Source organism: Methanoregula formicica SMSP (assembly GCF_000327485.1).
Taxonomy (GTDB): Archaea; Halobacteriota; Methanomicrobia; order Methanomicrobiales; family Methanospirillaceae; genus Methanoregula; species Methanoregula formicica.
Genome location: NC_019943.1, coordinates 357,817 through 374,695, shown reverse-complemented (window position 1 = coordinate 374,695; position 16,879 = coordinate 357,817). Strand labels below are relative to the sequence as shown.

15 protein-coding genes are annotated in these 16,879 nt (G+C 57.0%); 5 read left to right on the top strand and 10 right to left on the bottom strand.

Annotated elements, in window-relative coordinates:
- The first annotated feature begins 4 nt into the window (after positions 1 to 4).
- On the top strand, positions 5 to 4,420 hold the full coding sequence (locus METFOR_RS14355; RefSeq protein ID WP_015284422.1) for a PAS domain S-box protein: 4,416 nt from the start codon (positions 5 to 7) through the stop codon (positions 4,418 to 4,420).
- Positions 4,421 to 4,441: 21 nt separating this feature from the next.
- On the opposite strand, the gene METFOR_RS01920 is transcribed toward METFOR_RS14355, so the two are convergent.
- Entirely contained in the window at positions 4,442 to 5,161 is a 720-nt protein-coding gene (locus METFOR_RS01920; protein ID WP_015284421.1) for a C39 family peptidase, read from the bottom strand.
- 146 nt (positions 5,162 to 5,307) lie between these two features.
- On the opposite strand from METFOR_RS01920, the gene rbr reads away from it, so the two are divergent.
- Positions 5,308 to 5,880, top strand: coding sequence for a rubrerythrin (rbr, locus tag METFOR_RS01915; protein WP_015284420.1), 573 nt, complete (start codon positions 5,308 to 5,310; stop codon positions 5,878 to 5,880).
- An 85-nt stretch (positions 5,881 to 5,965) separates the two neighbouring features.
- Here rbr and METFOR_RS01910 read toward each other — a convergent pair whose 3' ends face one another.
- From METFOR_RS01910 to METFOR_RS01890, 5 genes are all read right to left on the bottom strand, one after another.
- Positions 5,966 to 6,673: a PAS domain S-box protein gene (locus METFOR_RS01910; RefSeq protein WP_048110750.1), complete on the bottom strand. Its 708-nt coding sequence runs from the start codon at positions 6,671 to 6,673 to the stop codon at positions 5,966 to 5,968.
- Between the two features lie 160 nt (positions 6,674 to 6,833).
- Positions 6,834 to 7,754, bottom strand: a complete 921-nt coding sequence (locus tag METFOR_RS01905; RefSeq protein WP_015284418.1) for a type IV pilin — start codon at positions 7,752 to 7,754, stop codon at positions 6,834 to 6,836.
- A gap of 72 nt (positions 7,755 to 7,826) precedes the next feature.
- Positions 7,827 to 8,495 carry a flavodoxin family protein gene (locus METFOR_RS01900; protein ID WP_015284417.1) on the bottom strand — a complete coding sequence of 223 codons (669 nt, stop codon included), beginning with the start codon at positions 8,493 to 8,495 and terminating at the stop codon, positions 7,827 to 7,829.
- 99 nt (positions 8,496 to 8,594) lie between these two features.
- Positions 8,595 to 8,876 carry a hypothetical protein gene (locus METFOR_RS01895; protein WP_015284416.1) on the bottom strand — a complete coding sequence of 94 codons (282 nt, stop codon included), beginning with the start codon at positions 8,874 to 8,876 and terminating at the stop codon, positions 8,595 to 8,597.
- 431 nt (positions 8,877 to 9,307) lie between these two features.
- On the bottom strand, positions 9,308 to 10,531 hold the full coding sequence (locus METFOR_RS01890) for a TolB-like translocation protein (RefSeq protein WP_048110749.1): 1,224 nt from the start codon (positions 10,529 to 10,531) through the stop codon (positions 9,308 to 9,310).
- A gap of 168 nt (positions 10,532 to 10,699) precedes the next feature.
- Between METFOR_RS01890 and METFOR_RS01885 the strand changes: the two genes are divergently transcribed.
- Positions 10,700 to 11,542, top strand: a complete 843-nt coding sequence (locus METFOR_RS01885) for a winged helix-turn-helix transcriptional regulator (RefSeq protein ID WP_015284414.1) — start codon at positions 10,700 to 10,702, stop codon at positions 11,540 to 11,542.
- On the opposite strand, the gene METFOR_RS01880 is transcribed toward METFOR_RS01885, so the two are convergent.
- The 3 genes from METFOR_RS01880 to METFOR_RS01870 all read right to left on the bottom strand — a co-directional run bounded on the left by METFOR_RS01880 (position 11,507) and on the right by METFOR_RS01870 (position 14,243).
- Positions 11,507 to 12,469 (bottom strand): hypothetical protein, encoded by a 963-nt coding sequence (locus METFOR_RS01880; protein ID WP_015284413.1) that lies wholly within the window; start codon positions 12,467 to 12,469, stop codon positions 11,507 to 11,509. The two genes, METFOR_RS01885 and METFOR_RS01880, sit on opposite strands and share 36 nt — an antisense overlap.
- A 104-nt stretch (positions 12,470 to 12,573) precedes the next feature.
- Entirely contained in the window at positions 12,574 to 13,776 is a 1,203-nt protein-coding gene (locus METFOR_RS01875) for a hypothetical protein (protein ID WP_015284412.1), read from the bottom strand.
- 137 nt (positions 13,777 to 13,913) lie between these two features.
- The gene (locus METFOR_RS01870) at positions 13,914 to 14,243 is read right to left on the bottom strand and encodes an AN1-type zinc finger domain-containing protein (RefSeq protein ID WP_015284411.1); all 330 of its coding nucleotides are present in this window, start codon (positions 14,241 to 14,243) and stop codon (positions 13,914 to 13,916) included.
- Positions 14,244 to 14,336: 93 nt separating this feature from the next.
- Here METFOR_RS01870 and METFOR_RS01865 point away from each other — a divergent pair, with 93 nt between their 5' ends.
- Positions 14,337 to 14,711: a type II toxin-antitoxin system PemK/MazF family toxin gene (locus METFOR_RS01865; RefSeq protein WP_015284410.1), complete on the top strand. Its 375-nt coding sequence runs from the start codon at positions 14,337 to 14,339 to the stop codon at positions 14,709 to 14,711.
- Positions 14,712 to 14,781: 70 nt separating this feature from the next.
- On the top strand, positions 14,782 to 16,314 hold the full coding sequence (locus METFOR_RS01860) for a beta-ribofuranosylaminobenzene 5'-phosphate synthase (RefSeq protein ID WP_015284409.1): 1,533 nt from the start codon (positions 14,782 to 14,784) through the stop codon (positions 16,312 to 16,314).
- A 33-nt stretch (positions 16,315 to 16,347) separates the two neighbouring features.
- Here the strand turns inward: METFOR_RS01860 and METFOR_RS01855 are convergent, their stop codons facing one another.
- Positions 16,348 to 16,839 carry a GNAT family N-acetyltransferase gene (locus METFOR_RS01855; RefSeq protein WP_015284408.1) on the bottom strand — a complete coding sequence of 164 codons (492 nt, stop codon included), beginning with the start codon at positions 16,837 to 16,839 and terminating at the stop codon, positions 16,348 to 16,350.
- Between the last annotated feature and the right edge of the window lie 40 nt (positions 16,840 to 16,879).

Genomic DNA, 16,879 nt, shown 5'->3' with positions numbered 1-16,879 from the left:
CTGCATGCTTTCACTTCTCTATGTCGACGATGAGCCGGGGCTGCTCGATATCGGAAAACTCTTCCTCGAGACCAGCGGGGACTTTGCCGTAACGACAGCATTATCCGGCAGTGAAGGTCTTGCGGCGCTGGCAGCCCACTCTTTCGATGCTATCGTCTCGGACTACCAGATGCCGGAGATGAACGGTATCGAATTGTTAAAGGCCGTGCGGAAGTCCCATGGCTCCATCCCCTTCATCCTCTTCACCGGCAGGGGGCGCGAGGAGGTCGTCATCGAGGCGATCAACAACGGGGCGGACTTCTACCTCCAGAAAGGGGGCGATCCCAAAGCACAGTTCGCCGAACTTGCCCACAAGATCCGGCAGGCCGTCAGCAAACGGCAGGCCGAGTACGCCCTCATGGACTCCGAGAGGCGCCTTTCTGACCTCATCAACTTCCTCCCGGATGCCACCTTTGCCATCGACACGGCCAGGAGGGTGATCGCGTGGAACCGGGCCATCGAGGAAATGACAGGTATTGCTGCTTCTGCTATGCTCGGGAAAGGGGAGTACGAGTATGCACTACCGTTCTATGGTGAACGCCGCCCGATCCTGATCGACTTGATCTTCGAGCCAGATGACGAGGTTTCAAGGCGCTATTCCAATATCCGGAGGGAGGGGAATATCCTTTCCGCAGAGACCGACCTGCCAACGCCGAAAGGAAAACAGATCTATGTCATTGCGAAAGCAAGCCCCCTGTATGACAAGGGGGGGAATGTTACCGGTGCGATCGAATCGATCCGGGACATCACCGACCGGAAAAAAGCTGAGGAAGCCCAACGAGAGAGCGAGAAGAGGTTCCGCGAACTTGCCGAACTGCTGCCCCTGGGGATTTATGAATCCGATGCAACCGGAAGACTGACCTATGTCAACCGCCGTGCACTGGATATGTTCGGGTATACAGCGGACACCTTCGCCCGGGGAGTGGATTTTCGCACTGCGATTGCACCTGCAGACCGGGACCGTGCCTCCGCGTTTTTTCAGACGATCCTGGAAACCGGGATCAGCGAGAATGCCGGACGGGAATATTCCGCTTTACGAAAAGACGGCACGAGTTTTCCCATCCTGATCTTTTCTTCTACCGTTCTCAGGAACGGCAGGGTTACCGGGACACGGGGTATCATTGTCGATATCACCGGCCGGAAAAAGGAGGAGGAGAACCTTCGGGCGGTCAACGAGGAACTCGCTGCATCTGGTGACGAGCTCAGGGAGCAGTACGAGGAACTTGCCGCAAGCGGGCGGAGGATCCGCGAGAGCGAACAGCGCCTCAAGTATATGCTCGGCTTCTACGAGCATGCCGAAAAGGGCGATGAAGACCTCCGTTCTTATGCAGTTGAAGGCGCCTGCATCATCACCGCAAGCCCGCTTGCGTACCTCGCCTTCATGAACGAGGACGAGAGCGAGCTCACCATGTACGCCTGGTCGAGATCCGTGATGGCCGAATGCACGATGGTGGAGAAGCCAATCATCTATAAGACTGAGAAAACCGGGCTATGGGGAGAGGCAGTAAGGCAGCGCCGGCCGGTCATCACGAACGATTATCTCGTCCCGAATCCCGCAAAGAAAAGATACCCGGACGGCCATCCCCACATCATCCGGCACATGAACGTGCCGGTGATTGAGGAGGGCCGGGTTGTTCTCGTGGCTGGTGTGGCCAACAAGGCAACCGATTACTCCGGGAACGATGCAAACGAGCTGCTCCTCCTGATGCAGGGGCTCTGGAGCCTTTTAAAGGCAAAGCGGATGGAAGCCGAACGCCGGGCAGACGAACGGAAGTACCGCACAGTTGTTGAGAACAGCAGCGATGCTATCTACATCTACCGTGGCGACCGGCTCCTCTTTGCCAACAGGAGAGTGTCGGAACTCACCGGGTTCAGCGAAGAAGAACTCCAAAAGAAAAACATCTGGGATCTCGTTTATCCCGATGACCGCGCACGATTGCAGGAAGCACGGGACCGGAGGACGGCGGGGGAAGATATCCCGCATTCGTTCTCCGCCCGTGTCGTTACCCGGAACGGGGAGGTCAGGATCTGCGAGTTTACCGTAACCCTCATCACGTACCAGGACCAGCCGGCGCTGCTCGGGATCATCCACGATGTAACGGAGAAACAGCGGATGGAGGCTGAACGGCAGGCCGCGTACGAGCAGCTTGCCAATGCCGAGGAGAAACTCAGAAAACAGTATGACGAGCTTGCCGATGCTGAGGAGCAGATCCGCACCCGTACGCAGCAGATGGAAGAGATCGCCACAACAGTGCCGGGAGTCGTCTTCCAGTTCTATGCCCGATTCGACGGCAGCATGGGATTCTACTACATAAACGAGAGATCGCGTGAGATCCTTGGCATCGACAACAATCCTTCGAAGTTCTTCCTGGCGTTCACGAGCGCGGTACACCCTTCAGACAGGGCCAGGTTCATGGATTCGGTCCATACCGCGACAGATTCCGAAGCCCTCTGGGATTTTACCGGAAAATTTGTCAAACCTTCGGGAGATGTGATCTGGTTCCGGGGGATGGCAAGCCCGGTCCGGCATGGCGATGAACTGGTCTTTTCCGGCGTCCTCCAAGATGTCACGGACCGAATCGGGATCAGCCAGGCCCTCCAGGAAAGCGAGGCGAAGTTCAGGGCAATTACCAACCAGACGTCCCAGTTCATCGGGCTGATCAACCCGGACGGAACGGTACTCATGGCCAACCGTACCGCCCTCGATTTTGCCGGCGTAGAGGAATCCGCAGTAGCAGGCTGTCCCTTCTGGGAGACCGCTTGGTGGTCCCACTCGGCCGAAATACAGGAGCAGCTGAAGGACGCGATACAAAAAGCTGCATCGGGTGAGACCGTGCGGTTCGAGACCACCCACAGGGCAAGTGACGGCCACACTGCCTTTATTGACTTCTCGATCAAGCCCGTGAAGGGTGCGGATGACAAAATCCCGTTCCTCCTTGCCGAAGGGCGGGACATCAGCAGGCGCAAACTCGCCGAGATCGCGTTAAAGGAGAGCGAGGAAAAATACCGGCTCATTGCTGAGAATTCCCCCGACATGATCTTCTTTTTAGATACCTGTGGGACGGTCCGGTACATCAATCCGCTGGGAGCACGGGCAATGCTCACCACCCCGGAGAATCTTATCGGCAAGAACCTCTTCTCCCTCTTCCGGCCGGAGATTGCCGAGAAGTACATGGTGGCGATCCGTGGGATTGCCGCAAGCCGGATCCCCTTAAGAAACGAGGTTTTCGAACACCTGCCCTCCGGTACCTTCTGGCTTGATATCCGCCTCATCCCCCTGCTCGATCCCTCCGGTTCCGTCTTTGGAATCCTGGGTCTCATCCATGACATCTCGCACCGGAAAGAGGCAGAAAACGCCCTCAGGGAATCGGAGGAGAAGTACCGCCTCCTTGTCGAGAACACGCACGATATCATCTACCTGATCAATCACGAAGGCGTATTCACGTTTGTCTCGCCCAGCTTCACGGATATTCTCGGGTACATGCCGGAGGACGTGACAGGACAGTCATTCAAACAATTCATCCATCCAGACGATATCGCGTTGTGTGAAGAGGCCCTGCAAAACGTCATCTCGACCGGCCAGCGGATGACGGGTGTCGAGTACCGGGTGATTCATGCCAATGGATCGGTCCGGGTCCATACTTCGAGCGTCTCGCCTATCCTCGACAAAACCGGGAAGGTGATGACCTATATGGGGAATGCCCGGGACATCACGGAGATGAAACAGGTCCAGAACGCGATAAAGGAGAGCAACCGGAAGCTCAACCTCCTCTCCAGCATCACCCGGCACGACGTGGCCAACCAGCTCACGGTTATGCAGGGCTATGCACAGCTTGCCGCGCTCAGGAAGCCAGACCCGGTGGTTATGGACTTTCTCGCGAAGATCTCCTCGTCAATCGAGACCATCCAGCACCAGTTCGAATTTGCCAAAACCTACCAGGACATGGGTGCGCACGCTCCCGTGTGGGTCGCTGTGAGGGATGTTATTGAGAGTGTGAGGCCCCCGCTCCTTGACCTTGACATGCGCTGCGACTCCTTCGAGATCTTCTCCGATCCGATGATAGTAAAAGTCTTTTTGAATCTCTTCGACAATGCGGCACGGTACGGAAAAACCTTCACGGTTGTCACGGTCCGGTGCGGGATCAGTGAAGACGGAGAACTCCTCATTACCTTCGCAGACAACGGGATCGGCATCCCGCTGGACGAGAAACAGAAGATCTTCGAGAAAGGGTACGGGAAGCATACCGGCTTCGGGCTCTTTTTAGCGCGGGAGATCCTGGCAATCACCGGGATTGAGATCCACGAGACCGGGACGCACGGGAAAGGTGCGTGCTTTGAGATCACGGTCCCGAAAGGTGCGTTCCGGTCTGCGCAGAAATAAGGGATACGGAGTGTCTGGGATTCAGGCCGGGCGGGCGATAATATACACACGGTTCCGCATCTCCGCTGGGAAGTAATGGGCATCGAACCACATGGCATCGAACTGTCCGTAGTTGGCGTACGTGATCCCGTCCACCCGGTCATCGTGACAGTCAACGGAATCGGCAAAGATGATGACATCATCCCAGACGGTTTCCGTTCCCCGCGTGTCATACCCGACCACGACTACCCAGTGGCCGCCCCAGTCAATCCACTCGACAATCGTAGGTACCCCGGCCTTCAGGTTGGAAAGGAGCATCTCCCGGCTTCCCCCAGTATGCCACGTGGCGTTCCAGCCGTGCCGGTTGAACCACGAGGTCATCTGTTCGGGATTGATGCCGGTCTTTTCCGAGACGTCGGGATTCATCTCATGGGCAAGCAGGATCTCTTCGTCATCCGTGTTGTTGACCGGTCTGCCGTAATAGGACATCACGGTCATGGCTGCAGCCGCTCCGCAGCTGTAGTTCGTCACCTGCTGCCGGTAGCTCTTCAGGGGAATGACGGTGAGGTGACTGTTGGACGAGAGGGAATCAAAGTCGATGCCGGTATAGTACCGCGGAGCGGGAAGCTGGCTGTCGAGCCCGTAGGTTATCCGGCCATTATCACGGGCATACATACCGGTTGCCGACAGAGTCGCGGCAAGCAGGATGATACCGGCAACAAAAAACATTCCGATGAACAGGATTGGGCCGGGTCGCATCATTTGGGATCCTCACCAGTCTGTTTATCGTTCGCTGTTATCAAGATCGCGTTTCCCAAGGACCCTAAAAAACAGCGGTGTTCCTGCCGGTCCCTGCCAACACCGGAGGATATTTCCGTCATGGTTGAATACATTGAGATGATCGTATCATGAAGTTCAAGGGTAGCAAGACCGAGAAGAACCTGCTCGCGGCATTTGCCGGCGAGTCGCAGGCACGGAACAGGTACAGTTTCTTTGCAAGCGTTGCACGGAAAGAGGGCTATGAGCAGATCGCCGCGATCTTCGAGGACACGGCGGCCAACGAACGCGAGCACGCAAAACTCTTCTTCAAGGAGCTCAAGGGCGGCGAGGTCACCATCACTGCCGGCTATCCCGCCGGTGTGATCGGGACAACAAAGGAGAACCTGAAAGCTGCGGCCGATGGCGAGAAGATGGAATGGGGCATGCTCTACCCGGACTTTGCAGCAACCGCAAAGAAAGAGGGCTTCCCGGAGATCTCCCGGCTCTTTTCGAATGTCGCAAAGGTCGAGGCCCATCACGAGGCGCGGTACCGGAAACTGTACGAGAACGTTATGAAGGGCAAAGTCTTCAAGGCGGGATCATCTGTCCAGTGGCACTGCCGGAACTGCGGCCACGTGATGAGCGGGAAGAACGCCCCCGCCAAGTGCCCAGTCTGCGACCACCCGCAGGCGCACTTCGAGCTGCTGGCGGAGAACTACTGAACTTTTTTTCTTTTTTCCTGACGGGAGCTCGCGCTTCAGCGGAACCTGAGGTATCCCAGAACAGAAACCCGCCTGTCCCGGCTGATCACGTGTTCTCTTTCGCCTCGTGCGAGCACATAATCTCAATAAGGAGTGCCCGGCCGCCAATCGTGACCGGTCTCACGGTCTTGATCACCGGAAAAGACTTCCCGTTTCGGGTGAGCACAAGCCGCTCCGAATGGTCGATGGTCATGCCTTTGTCGCTGATCGGGCACGACCCTTTCTCCGCAGGGCAGACAAACTGGTGGCAGGAGCGGCCGATCATCTCCTTCTCCATATACCCGGTCATCTGTTCGAATTCCGGGTTGACAGCTGCGATCTCGTGGGTGTCAGCATCAACAAGCATGACTCCGGCCGGGATATTCTCCCAGATCGTGCGGAATTTCTCTTCTGAACGTTCCAGCGAGGCGTGTTTTTCAGCGATCTTGTGGGAGAGGACCGCAACGACTCCTGCGATTACCACGAAAGCAACGCAGCGGGTGAACGCTGCAACAACATTGTTGGGATTGTACCCGATAAAGAGGGTAACAAGCGAGAGATAGATGAGACCCATGACTGCGGCATACAGCACCCCGTTCCTCTGGTACCAGTACGCTGCAAGGATGATGGGGACATAATACAGGTGCGGGAACACTATCTGGATGCCGGTAGTCAGGCAGTAGATCGTGGTGAGGACCACGAGGACCGATAACACGGCGAGAACGGCCGGCCTGAACGGTACTATCGATGGGGGTTCCCGCACCGCTGTTTCCATGCTATTGAGTAACGGTTTCATGGTTAAATATCTCGCGCTCTTTTTGTTGCCCGTCCGGTGCCGGGGCCCTAGCACATACAGGGTCGTCAGGATTCCGTTGCATCGTGCCAACCGTGGATTCGGGGGAGAGATAGACTGAAATTATCGCCATATGTATCACCTACCGGAAGGAGGCTGTCAGGACATGGTTCGCAGCGATCGGGGGGATCGTGTACGTAACCGGTGTATTCACGGCCGTGCCAGTATAGACTGTTGTCCCGTCAAGCTGGATCGATGCAACGTACTTCTTGTTGCGGGGCGTGAAGGTGAACGAAGGACTGCTCCCGACAGTAACGGTGACACTCTGGCCGCTTAGAAGTGGGGTTGATGGTAACAGCGTGACATCACCCAGTCCAGGTGGGGACCAGCTTACGTTCACGGTACGCTTTGTGGGATCGGGGGTCGGCGTTGCCGTGGCGGTGGCAGTGGCCGTTGGTGTGGGAGTCTGTGTGGCAGTCCCGGTTGGCGAGATCGTGGGACTTGCAGTGGGTGTCGCGGATGTTGTGCCGGTTGGCGAGATCGTTGACGTTGCCGTGGCGGTGGCAGTGGGTGTGCCCGTGGCCTGGGACTGAAGGCGGGAACACTCACCGATCATAATAGTTGCTGTCGTATCGATGAGGCGGACCTTCATATCCCCGGCAGGGAGCGGGACAGCTGAAATGCCGGTAAGGTCTTTCGTCATCCGGAACCCGGTGCCGGTGTTATAGAGAAAAATCGTATCACCGGCCCGGAAGAGCGCGGCGGAGGAGTCGGGAACTGCACGTGACGATCCGGCAGAGGTATCGACACGGATCTCGGCGGGAAACGATGCAATGTTGGTATCGGAGAAGTTCAGCGAATCTCCGGCGCGGTGGTGGACGGCGATTGCGGTATACCCGGGCATGACCGGGTAGGAGCACTCCGTGACAAGATACGCGTTCTTCGGGATATAGGGCATGACGCCAAAGAGCATTGCTGCAACAACGGCGCCAAGGATGAGCACAAGGACGATAATCAGGATCTCGGCGGCAACTTCGCTGACAGCATCGTCCCGGGAACGCATGGTATCCTCAAGAGCCCTGAACCGGGTAATTATAAAATTGTTTTGCCGATTGGAGGCCGTGCCCGTTCCCCATCACGGTATCCATCCCAGCTGTGCCCACCGCTCGTACTCTTCCGTGCGCATATCCTTGTTCTCCACAACAATATCGCGGAAAAATTCCCGGTTGTCCGCGATCTCCGCTTCCTGCTTTGGATCGGAAAAGCCATCGGCTATTGCAGCGCAGAGTCTTTTTCCGAGCGCACGGGCATCCGCTTCCCTTGCATCCACAGCATATGAATCGCCACCGGTTGCCACGCTGATGCCGCCAACCGAGACCACCGCAAGATAATTGAGCACGTGGTTCTGGTACGCGACAACAGCATCTCCCCCGGATGTATGTGTGCTCGCCACTGAACAGCCAAACTTCCCTGCAAGGAGCTGGTAATGGATTGCATCAGCCAGCCGGTCGAAGAAGATCTTCATCTGGCCGGAGACATTGTCGATGTACACAGGTGAGGCAAAGACGACCCCATCCGCTTCCTTCATCCGCTCTACGAGCGCCGGCATGTCGTCTTCGAACACGCAGATGCCATTGAACGAACACCCCTCACACGCGGTGCAGGGCGTGATCTTCAGGTCGCAGAGATCGATCATCTCTGTCTCTGCACCGGCTTCAGCGGCTCCTTCAAGGACAAACTGGGCAAGCTGGCGGGTAATGCTCCGGAGCGTCCGGGGGCTCCCGTGGATGGCAAGGATCTTCATGATAAACTCCGGATCAGGGATGGGATGTCACGGGTTATATCAGTACGGCCGGATCGCCTGTAAAAAAACGGAGAGGAAAAACGGAATACGGTTGTATTGTTATTTTCTCAGGACCCGCTCGATCCGGTCGCCGATGAATGTGCCCGCGATCATCAGGATGACAAAGACAAGGATCACAAGAATGGTCCCGAATGCCCCCGGGAAGTCAAAACTCAGGCTCGTGCTGCCCGGCGCAAGGAACATCGATATGAGGACGGCGAGGACGCCGATGACAATCCCGAGGATCGCACCATTCCGGAGAATCCCCCAGTAGTCTTCCTTTCCCTTGTGGAAAAATCCGAATGCGATTCCAATGAACAGTGTCAGCAGTTCAAGCCACATGTAAATTTGCACTCTCCTGCGACAGTATCGGATGCCTGCGTCAAAAAAGGTTCCGAAGCCATGCCGCAGGGCAGCCGGGCGCCGGCCCGGGAAAAGTTCAACAACACTGGTTAACACGACCCCCTCCAAAACGGTCATAGCAGTCACCGGACAGGGGGTTTTTCCGGGCATCCTGAACTATGTCCAAAAAAAGGGGGCGCCGGACGCCCGCTATTTTGCAGGTTGGAGTGGGGGTAAAATCGTCGCAATTTGGAAACGGGCCCCGAATTACGGTCTTCTCCATCGGCGTGGACCACATTTCCACTCCACGAAAAAGTGCCCTTCGTCCTTTTGCCAATCCGGGCGTTTTACGGGGTTTTTGGAGAGACTCTTTTTCCGGGGAGTGCCAATGGCAGTGTTCTCTCAGGGGATCTGGTTGTTCCGAAAAAGGGTCAGGATCCGGTAGACGGGTACGCAGTCCGCGCCCAGATAAAAAAAGCGATGCAGGCAGCCGCAAGCGGGAGTGCGACACAGACAGGTGCTGACTGCGAGGGAGCAGGCGACCGCTGATGAGTAGCTTCCCGGGTGAGGTTTTCCTGGCCTGTCACAGGAGCCGGCTGTGTCGTTACCAGGGATTCCTCCATCGTATCGATCACGAACAGGTGGACGTATCCTTCTTGCAGGGATTTCCCTTCTGAACGATAATACAGAAGCCGGTTCTCCTTGAGATCCAGTAATGTCAGGGGCCGTGTTCCCTGGAGGAACAATTCACGTTCACCGGTGTTGATCCGATAGATCGCGATGGTCCGGGACTTCTCCCGTGTCCTGTCATGGACATCATACTGTGTCCATGCAACATAATTACCGGCAATGTAAGGCATACTTGCCAGCGTCAGGGGATTATCGCCACTGATGCGCTGTTCTGTTTTGGATGTCAGGTTATAGAGATAGATTGCAGGATTCCCGTCACGGAGATCTTCCCAGACAACATACTCCCCTGAAATCCGGGGATAATGCTGGAGGTCGCGGGCCGTGCAGAGAGGGATCTCCTCATTCCTGTCAAGATCGAAAAGATAAATATCCCCGCCGCCAGGTTCGTTGCGCTCATCCGACCAGACAATATGGGATCCGTCCGCAGAAAGCGTGCCGATTTTTCCGGGGCCGGAGAAAACGAGCTGGCGATTCTGGCTTGTCAGGTTGAGGAGGGCGATTTCAGATCGTGTTGACGGATAGACCTGATCGCCGATCCAGATGATGCGGTCACTGATGATGATTGGGTTCCGGTTCTGCCGATAAAGACGGGGGTCGCCCCTGCTTTCATCCGTGGTGAGAGATTTTTCTTTTCCGGTTGTCCGGTCGTACAGGAAGATCATGGAGTTTTCGCTCCAGACAACATGGCCCTCTTCGGCACTGAAGGGTGTATCGAACATGTACTGGTGGTCAGAGGAGGGGGAGGTCGCAATAACCTGCGTTTCCCCATCGGACACGTTCATCATCCGGATGATGCTGGAAATATTCTTCGGAGGTGCTTGTTTCAATCTGTAGGTCATCCATACAATCCAGTTCTGATCAAAGACAAATCCCTTTGAATAGGTGAAATAGGGATCCCCGGATTCATCTTCGATGATATACGGCGAATGGATAGGGATGTCAGTACCGGACAGGTTTGCTGTCACGGGGACGGCCAACAGGAAAAAGGAGAGCAGAATTACCCACGTATGCAACAATATTTTCATGGAATTCTTTTCCGAGACTGATGGATTATACGATGACAGCCACCTTAAAATTTCTGTGACAGAATTTTACCAAATATAATAAATATGTTGTTTTGAAAATGGTGGTTGATGGTACGCCTCATAGTACTACTCCGGATCCTCCGGCAGGCAGCATGGTACGGGTTCATCTTTCTCATTGCCCTCATCTGTATCTACGCCTCCCTGAATACCATCACGCTCCTCCTTTGGGGAGATCCTTCCGTGCATGGGGTGCCGCGGATGTTCCACCCCCCGGAGATCATGGTGCTCCATTATGCGGGAATGGTCTCCCCGGCACTGGCAAAGGTCATCGTCACGATCCTTTTCGGGGGCCTGGGTTTCTTTCTCTTGTTCAGGTTCCGCGGGATAACCAGGAAGACACTGCTCGACCACCCCCTGCGGGAACGGATCGCGGAGTTCATCCGGTCCCGTCCCGGGTGCCATTTCAGTTCCCTTGCACGGGAACTCGACATTAACCGCGGCACGCTTTCCTATCACCTCGCCCTGCTCACCTCCTTTCATGTCGTGCAGGAAACAAAAGACGGCGGCCTGACCCGTTATTATATCCACAAGACCGGAATCCCGGAACTCGAACAGAAGATCCTGACACACCGGAATAACGCCCTTCGCAGTCACATCCTTTCCCTGCTGGAAAAAGAAGAGGCCATGCCAAGGACGGAGCTGAAAAAAAGTTTGAATATCTCGGGCCCGGCCCTCTGGTACCACATGCAGATGCTGGTGGAAGACGGGATCGTGCTTGCCGACCAGGACCGGGAGAAGACCGGCAGGCCCGTGCAGTATTCGCTCACCGGGGATGCCGGGAAAATTATCAGGAATGGCGGGGAAGCCCGTGCCGCTGCGGAATTCCCCGCACCAGTGCAGGATCCGGTGAACGGCTTACAGCCGGGCAAAGAGCCCGGAATTCATGAGTGAAAACAGGGTGGGTGCAGAAATCTGCTGGCCTGTTGCTGCCCCCGCATCCGGGACAACGAACAGCGCTGTGTTGCTCCCGCACCACGTCTCCTTATCCCAGCCAACCGTGATAATATATTCCCCGGACGGGAGCCGCACCGGGTCGAGGCTGTAGTGCCACGTGTTCCACGAACTGTGCTTCCCCGGCCCCATCCCGTCCGCGGGAGTAATGGCCGGGATGGTATCGGTGAAGATCTCCTTTCCGGACGCAGCATCCCGGATTCGTGCGGTCAGGACATTCTCCGGTGCCATGTTGGTGGTCCCGGAAAATACCATCCTGCGGGGATCGCTGCCGTTCAGGATCAGCCGGCCGGTCACCGGATCTCTTTCCTGATCGAAATGAAGGGAAGGGAGTTCGACAAAGAAGTACTCCACCCGGAAGACATCGTCAACCCCCGCCCTCCCCGATGCCGCCATGAGGATTTCAATCTCGGGATCGATCCACGGTTTCAGGTCGGTTGCGGTACCAAAGTCGACAACCGCAGTGCCGCGATCTGTGACCGTGATGTTCCCGGAGGTGGAGATACGGGTACCGATCTCGTACTGCCCGTTTTCGCCCGGGTCCTGGATCACGAAAGCATACTGGCCGGCGGAGAAGTTCCGGGTCTCTTCCGGTCCAACGGTAACAGAGAAGTCCCCTCGATTATCAGGGTTTGCCGTAAAAGTATGGAAATAGTGCCGGCCAAACACAAGAAGGGTAACGGACCCGTTTGTCGCGCCGGTCCCGTGGATCGTGAACGCGTCCCCTTCTGCAATCGTCTGCGGACAGCTGGACTCAAACGATATCTCTGCCATGACGGGTACTGCGATAAGAACTGCCAGTACAAGGGCTGCACCAACGCGTACAGCCATGACACCTGCTGTTGAAGATTTCATTTCAAATTTCATTTCAAGATTCTCCTGATGTCAGGTACGTCCGCGGTCTGCATTTAAACTATTTCTGTGCCAATATTTTATCATTCCAATAATCGCCCGGGTCAAAGGGTGCAGGATCAGTGCTCGTGCCGGTAATACAGGTCCAGCAATGTCCCGGTCTTCGCGTCCACCCAGCCGTTGCCCGGGACCGGCCACTGTTGTGCCCGGATCGTCTCGTCATCGAACTGCACCTTCCAGGCAAGCGGAACGCTGCCAGGCCCGGGCGTTACCTTGTCCGGGTTGTGGAAGTCCCTCCACCGGAGATCGGCGGAGACAATCCGTAGGCTTGCAGCAGAATCCGGGTATATCTTCACAGCAGCGTCTTTCACAGTTTTTATTGCAGCATCCTTTGTTATTGCCGGTTCTGCCGGTAATGCCACAGCATCCTCCATAAGGCTCCACGACTTATGGTAGTCGACAACGTTCCCTGCAACGGAATCGACCGTGACAAGGATCCCGTCGCTGGCGCAGGGGACCCCGTGGATGACGCGTTTGTACACAAACACGTATTTCCCGGCAATGTCCTCACCGGGCATCCCCAGCGGGTCCAGACGGGCATCGACAAGGGTAAGCGGGAGTTCGCCGTTGCGTTCCCGTACCTCCCGTTCCGCCGTCCGTTGTGCCGCATCCATCGGGACAGATGGCGTGGCGGGCCGGCCCAGGCGCTTGATCCCAATGAAGTACGATTTCAGTTCGCCCGTGTCCGCATCAAGGCCGCCCTGGACAAGCCTGTCTCCAGCATTCATCAGGTCAAAGGACCATCCCCGCATGTACTGCGACCCGTCGTTAAACCGGATCCTGACCCGGTCTGCGGGAATGTTGGGGAATGCCCCGCGGGCCTTTTCCTTTGCCTGTTCGATCGTGATCCCTGCCTTATCCTGCAGAGGGGCATAGGGATCGCCGGTCTCCGCATCGATGAAAAGTGTCGCGTTCGTCTTGCGGGAGTGCGTGCTATCCGGCACCAAAGAGAATTCGTACAGGAGTTTCCCGGGATACCGGTCTGTGAGGGTGATACCGGCAATGGAATACCCGTGGGTTTCCCCTTCATCCAGAAGGGCCGTTGCCTCCTCCTTCGAAATGACAGCTTCCGGCATGGCCGTTGCCGTGATCGCGACTGCCGGGGTTGCTGCGACTGCTGTCGCCCGGGTACCCACAACAGGTTCATGGGGTGGAGGGGTGGATGCACCTGTCCCCGCAAACTGCTCCGCAAGAACAATCGAGACGCCAATCATCACAATAACGACCGCAAAAATCAGAACTGCATTTTTTCTCTGTTTCATACTATCTCCAACTGCCGGGACCTTATCGATCCGTTCAGGTACCGGGGCTGATTAGGAAGTACTGGGTACAGGCTTAAACGAATTCTGTGACAAAAGTTTACCAATCGCGGACGGGTCAGTGGCACTGCCGGGAGCCGCTAACGGAGGTATCCGGCAAGCATGAGCCCGGCAAGTCCGAGTACGATCAGAACGATTACAGCGATCATGATCTTCAGGTATGGGATCCCGGTCTCCGCCTTCTTCGCAACGCCGCGACGGGCGTCCGTGGCAATCCCGCCGGTCGCGCTGACGCTCCCACCCCTGCTGTAACTCATGCCAACAGCTGGCCGGGGTTTCCTGTTCCAGCTGCCGATCCCCGTGCAGTTATGGTTGGGCGGGAGCCGGCAGTCAGAACAGAACTTCCCGCCGCAGTGCTGGCAGGTGAACGGGAGGGTTGTCTCGTTGCCGCAGTGATCGCAGCGCGTCATCGATCTTCCTTTGCACCGCTCTGGATAAAGAGTTCCCGTTCCTGCCATGCGAGGACCCCATCGCTTATCCGTTTCCGCGCCGGATACTAATGCATGGGGCAGTATGCTGTTGGCGATGTCCTCCTCGCGGCGGTCGCACTGGATGATCGTACCCCTCCAAAGACCCGGCCGGTCATTGTCATCGGTACCGGAACATCCGGCCTTATCCGTATCTGCCCGGTCAGCAGCAAGCCGCCCTCCGATGCACCCTGCCTGCCGCTCTCTATCGATGATTTTGCCACCGGGGGGCTCGACCTCTTTTCCGAGAGTTATATCATGACATCGAGGGTACTCACGCTACGGACCGGGGCAGTCATCGGTAAGAAGGGCAGGCTGAACGGGGAGGCACTCGCGGAGATCCTGGCGCGGGTGCCTGGGCCGGCAGTGCCAGGAAGATCCGCAAACGGACCGTTGCGGAAGTTCCGGTAACGAGTGGCTGTTTTTCCGGACCGGGCACCGCATCAGCATCCTTATCTTCCGGTGCGATAACGATGGTTGGATGGACATCAGGGATGCAATCCGGAAGATGGAATCCGAGGTCGGGAGGATCTCGCCTGTCCAGAAGTTCCTGCTCGGGACGGACGGATCGGTTACCCAGATCCTGGAATCGATCACCGGAAAGAATGTTGTCATACGGACGCTTGTGCAGGAGATTGTTCCTGCCGACACCGCCGCCGCAGACCACCTTGACATTGCAGTAGGTGACCCGGTCAATTTCCGGGTCGTAGAGATAAAGACTGAGGAGAACGGCGAAGTACTGATCTATGCAGTGTCACACACGCCGGTCAGCCGTCTCTCGCCGGAATTCAAAGACGATCTCCTGAAAGCCGACATCCCCATCGGGAAGATCATTGCGCAGCATAAGATCGAGGCGCGGCGCGAGATCCTCACTGCCCGGGTCCTCCCCGCATCTGAGGAGGCAGGCAGGATCTTTGCCATCTGTAAAAGCGAGCCGCTCCTCTCGCGGCAGTACCAGATCATCCACGGCGGAAAGCCACTCATCTTCATCGAGGAGCAGTTTCCCTATAACCGCTTCCTCGATACCCGTCGCGTGGTCATCGATACGCCTTCGCGAGTTCACGTTTCGCTCATCGACATGCATGGAGGTTCGGGCCGGGTGGACGGAGGCATCGGCATAACGCTGGATGAGCCGGGGATCCTCATCGAAGCGGAACTCTCGCCGGTCCTTTCGGTGACCGGCTGCGACCCGGCAATGGAACAACGGATCCGTCAGGTGGCAGCAGAAGTCCTGCAGAATTTCAGGCTCGGGGGGAGCGTAACCATCACGGTCAGAAAGCAGTTTGCTGCCCACATCGGCTTAGGGTGCGGGTCACAGATCTCGCTTGCCGTGGCAAAAGCGATTGCAGAACTTCACGACCGCCACCTCCCGGCCTGCGAACTCGCCCGGCTCACGGGGCGGGGCGGAACCTCCGGCATCGGCACTGCAGCATTCGATCACGGCGGGTTCATTATCGATGGCGGGCACCGGTTCGGGGCCGGTGGCGAGAAGACCGACTTCCGCCCGTCCTCTGCATCGCGGGGCGTTCATCCCCCGCCCGTCATTGTCCGGCACGATTTCCCCCGGGACTGGAAGATCCTGCTGGCCATTCCCGCGGTCCCGGCCGGGGCGAGCGGCGGGCAGGAAGCGGATATCTTCCGGACCCGCTGCCCGGTCCCGCTCGACGATGTCCGAGCCCTCTCCCACGAAGTGCTGATGCGGATGCTGCCGGGGCTTGCCGGGCAGGATCTCGATCTCTTTGGTTCCGCAATCAACAATGTCCAGGAACTCGGGTTCAAGAAGGTCGAGCTCAGTCTCCAGCCGCATGCCGTGACCGGCCTTCTCCCGGTACTCCGCGGGGCGGGCGCTGCCGGTGCCGGGATGAGCTCGTTCGGTCCGGCAGTCTATGCAATCGGGGACACGGACATGAAGTCCGTAGAACGGGCAGCCCGGTCCTTCATGGGCGGAAACGGGGGTGGCTCAACACTGATCACGACAGCCCGGAACAACGGGGCAGTTGTGCGGGTAGTGTGAGCCCTGCGTAAAGTGGGAGTATATACTGCGGTATTATTCCACTGGCCGCTGCATCCAGACGACATCGAACGGTTTCCCGAATTTCTCGCCGACACCGGCAAGAGTGCCGGCAACCCTGAACCCCTTGTTTGCATGGAAGCGGATGCTCCCCTCATTCTTTGAAGAGATATTTGCAAGGAGCATTTTCATACCGTTGTTCTTTGCGTCTTCAAGAAGCCGCCCGAAGAGCCGGGTCCCGAGACCTTTCCTGGTATATTCCGGGGCAATGAAGTACGTCACCATCCCGGTCTTCCGGAATGCCGGGAACGGGAAGAAGGGTTTCAGGAGCCCGAACCCCACAACGCCGCCTGCATCTTCGATAACAACTGCCGAGATCGCTCCCTCTTTCAAGTGCGGGAAAAACTGCAGCGGTAGCGGGCCCTCAGGATAGGCAGCAAAGCTGGTCCGTGCATAGTGATTGAATATCCGCATGACCGCATCGCGGTCGCTCTCCTGCATCACCCGAATATGCAACTCGGCTGCCATGATAAACCTCCCTGAAGATGGGCTGACAGTACCGGGCACC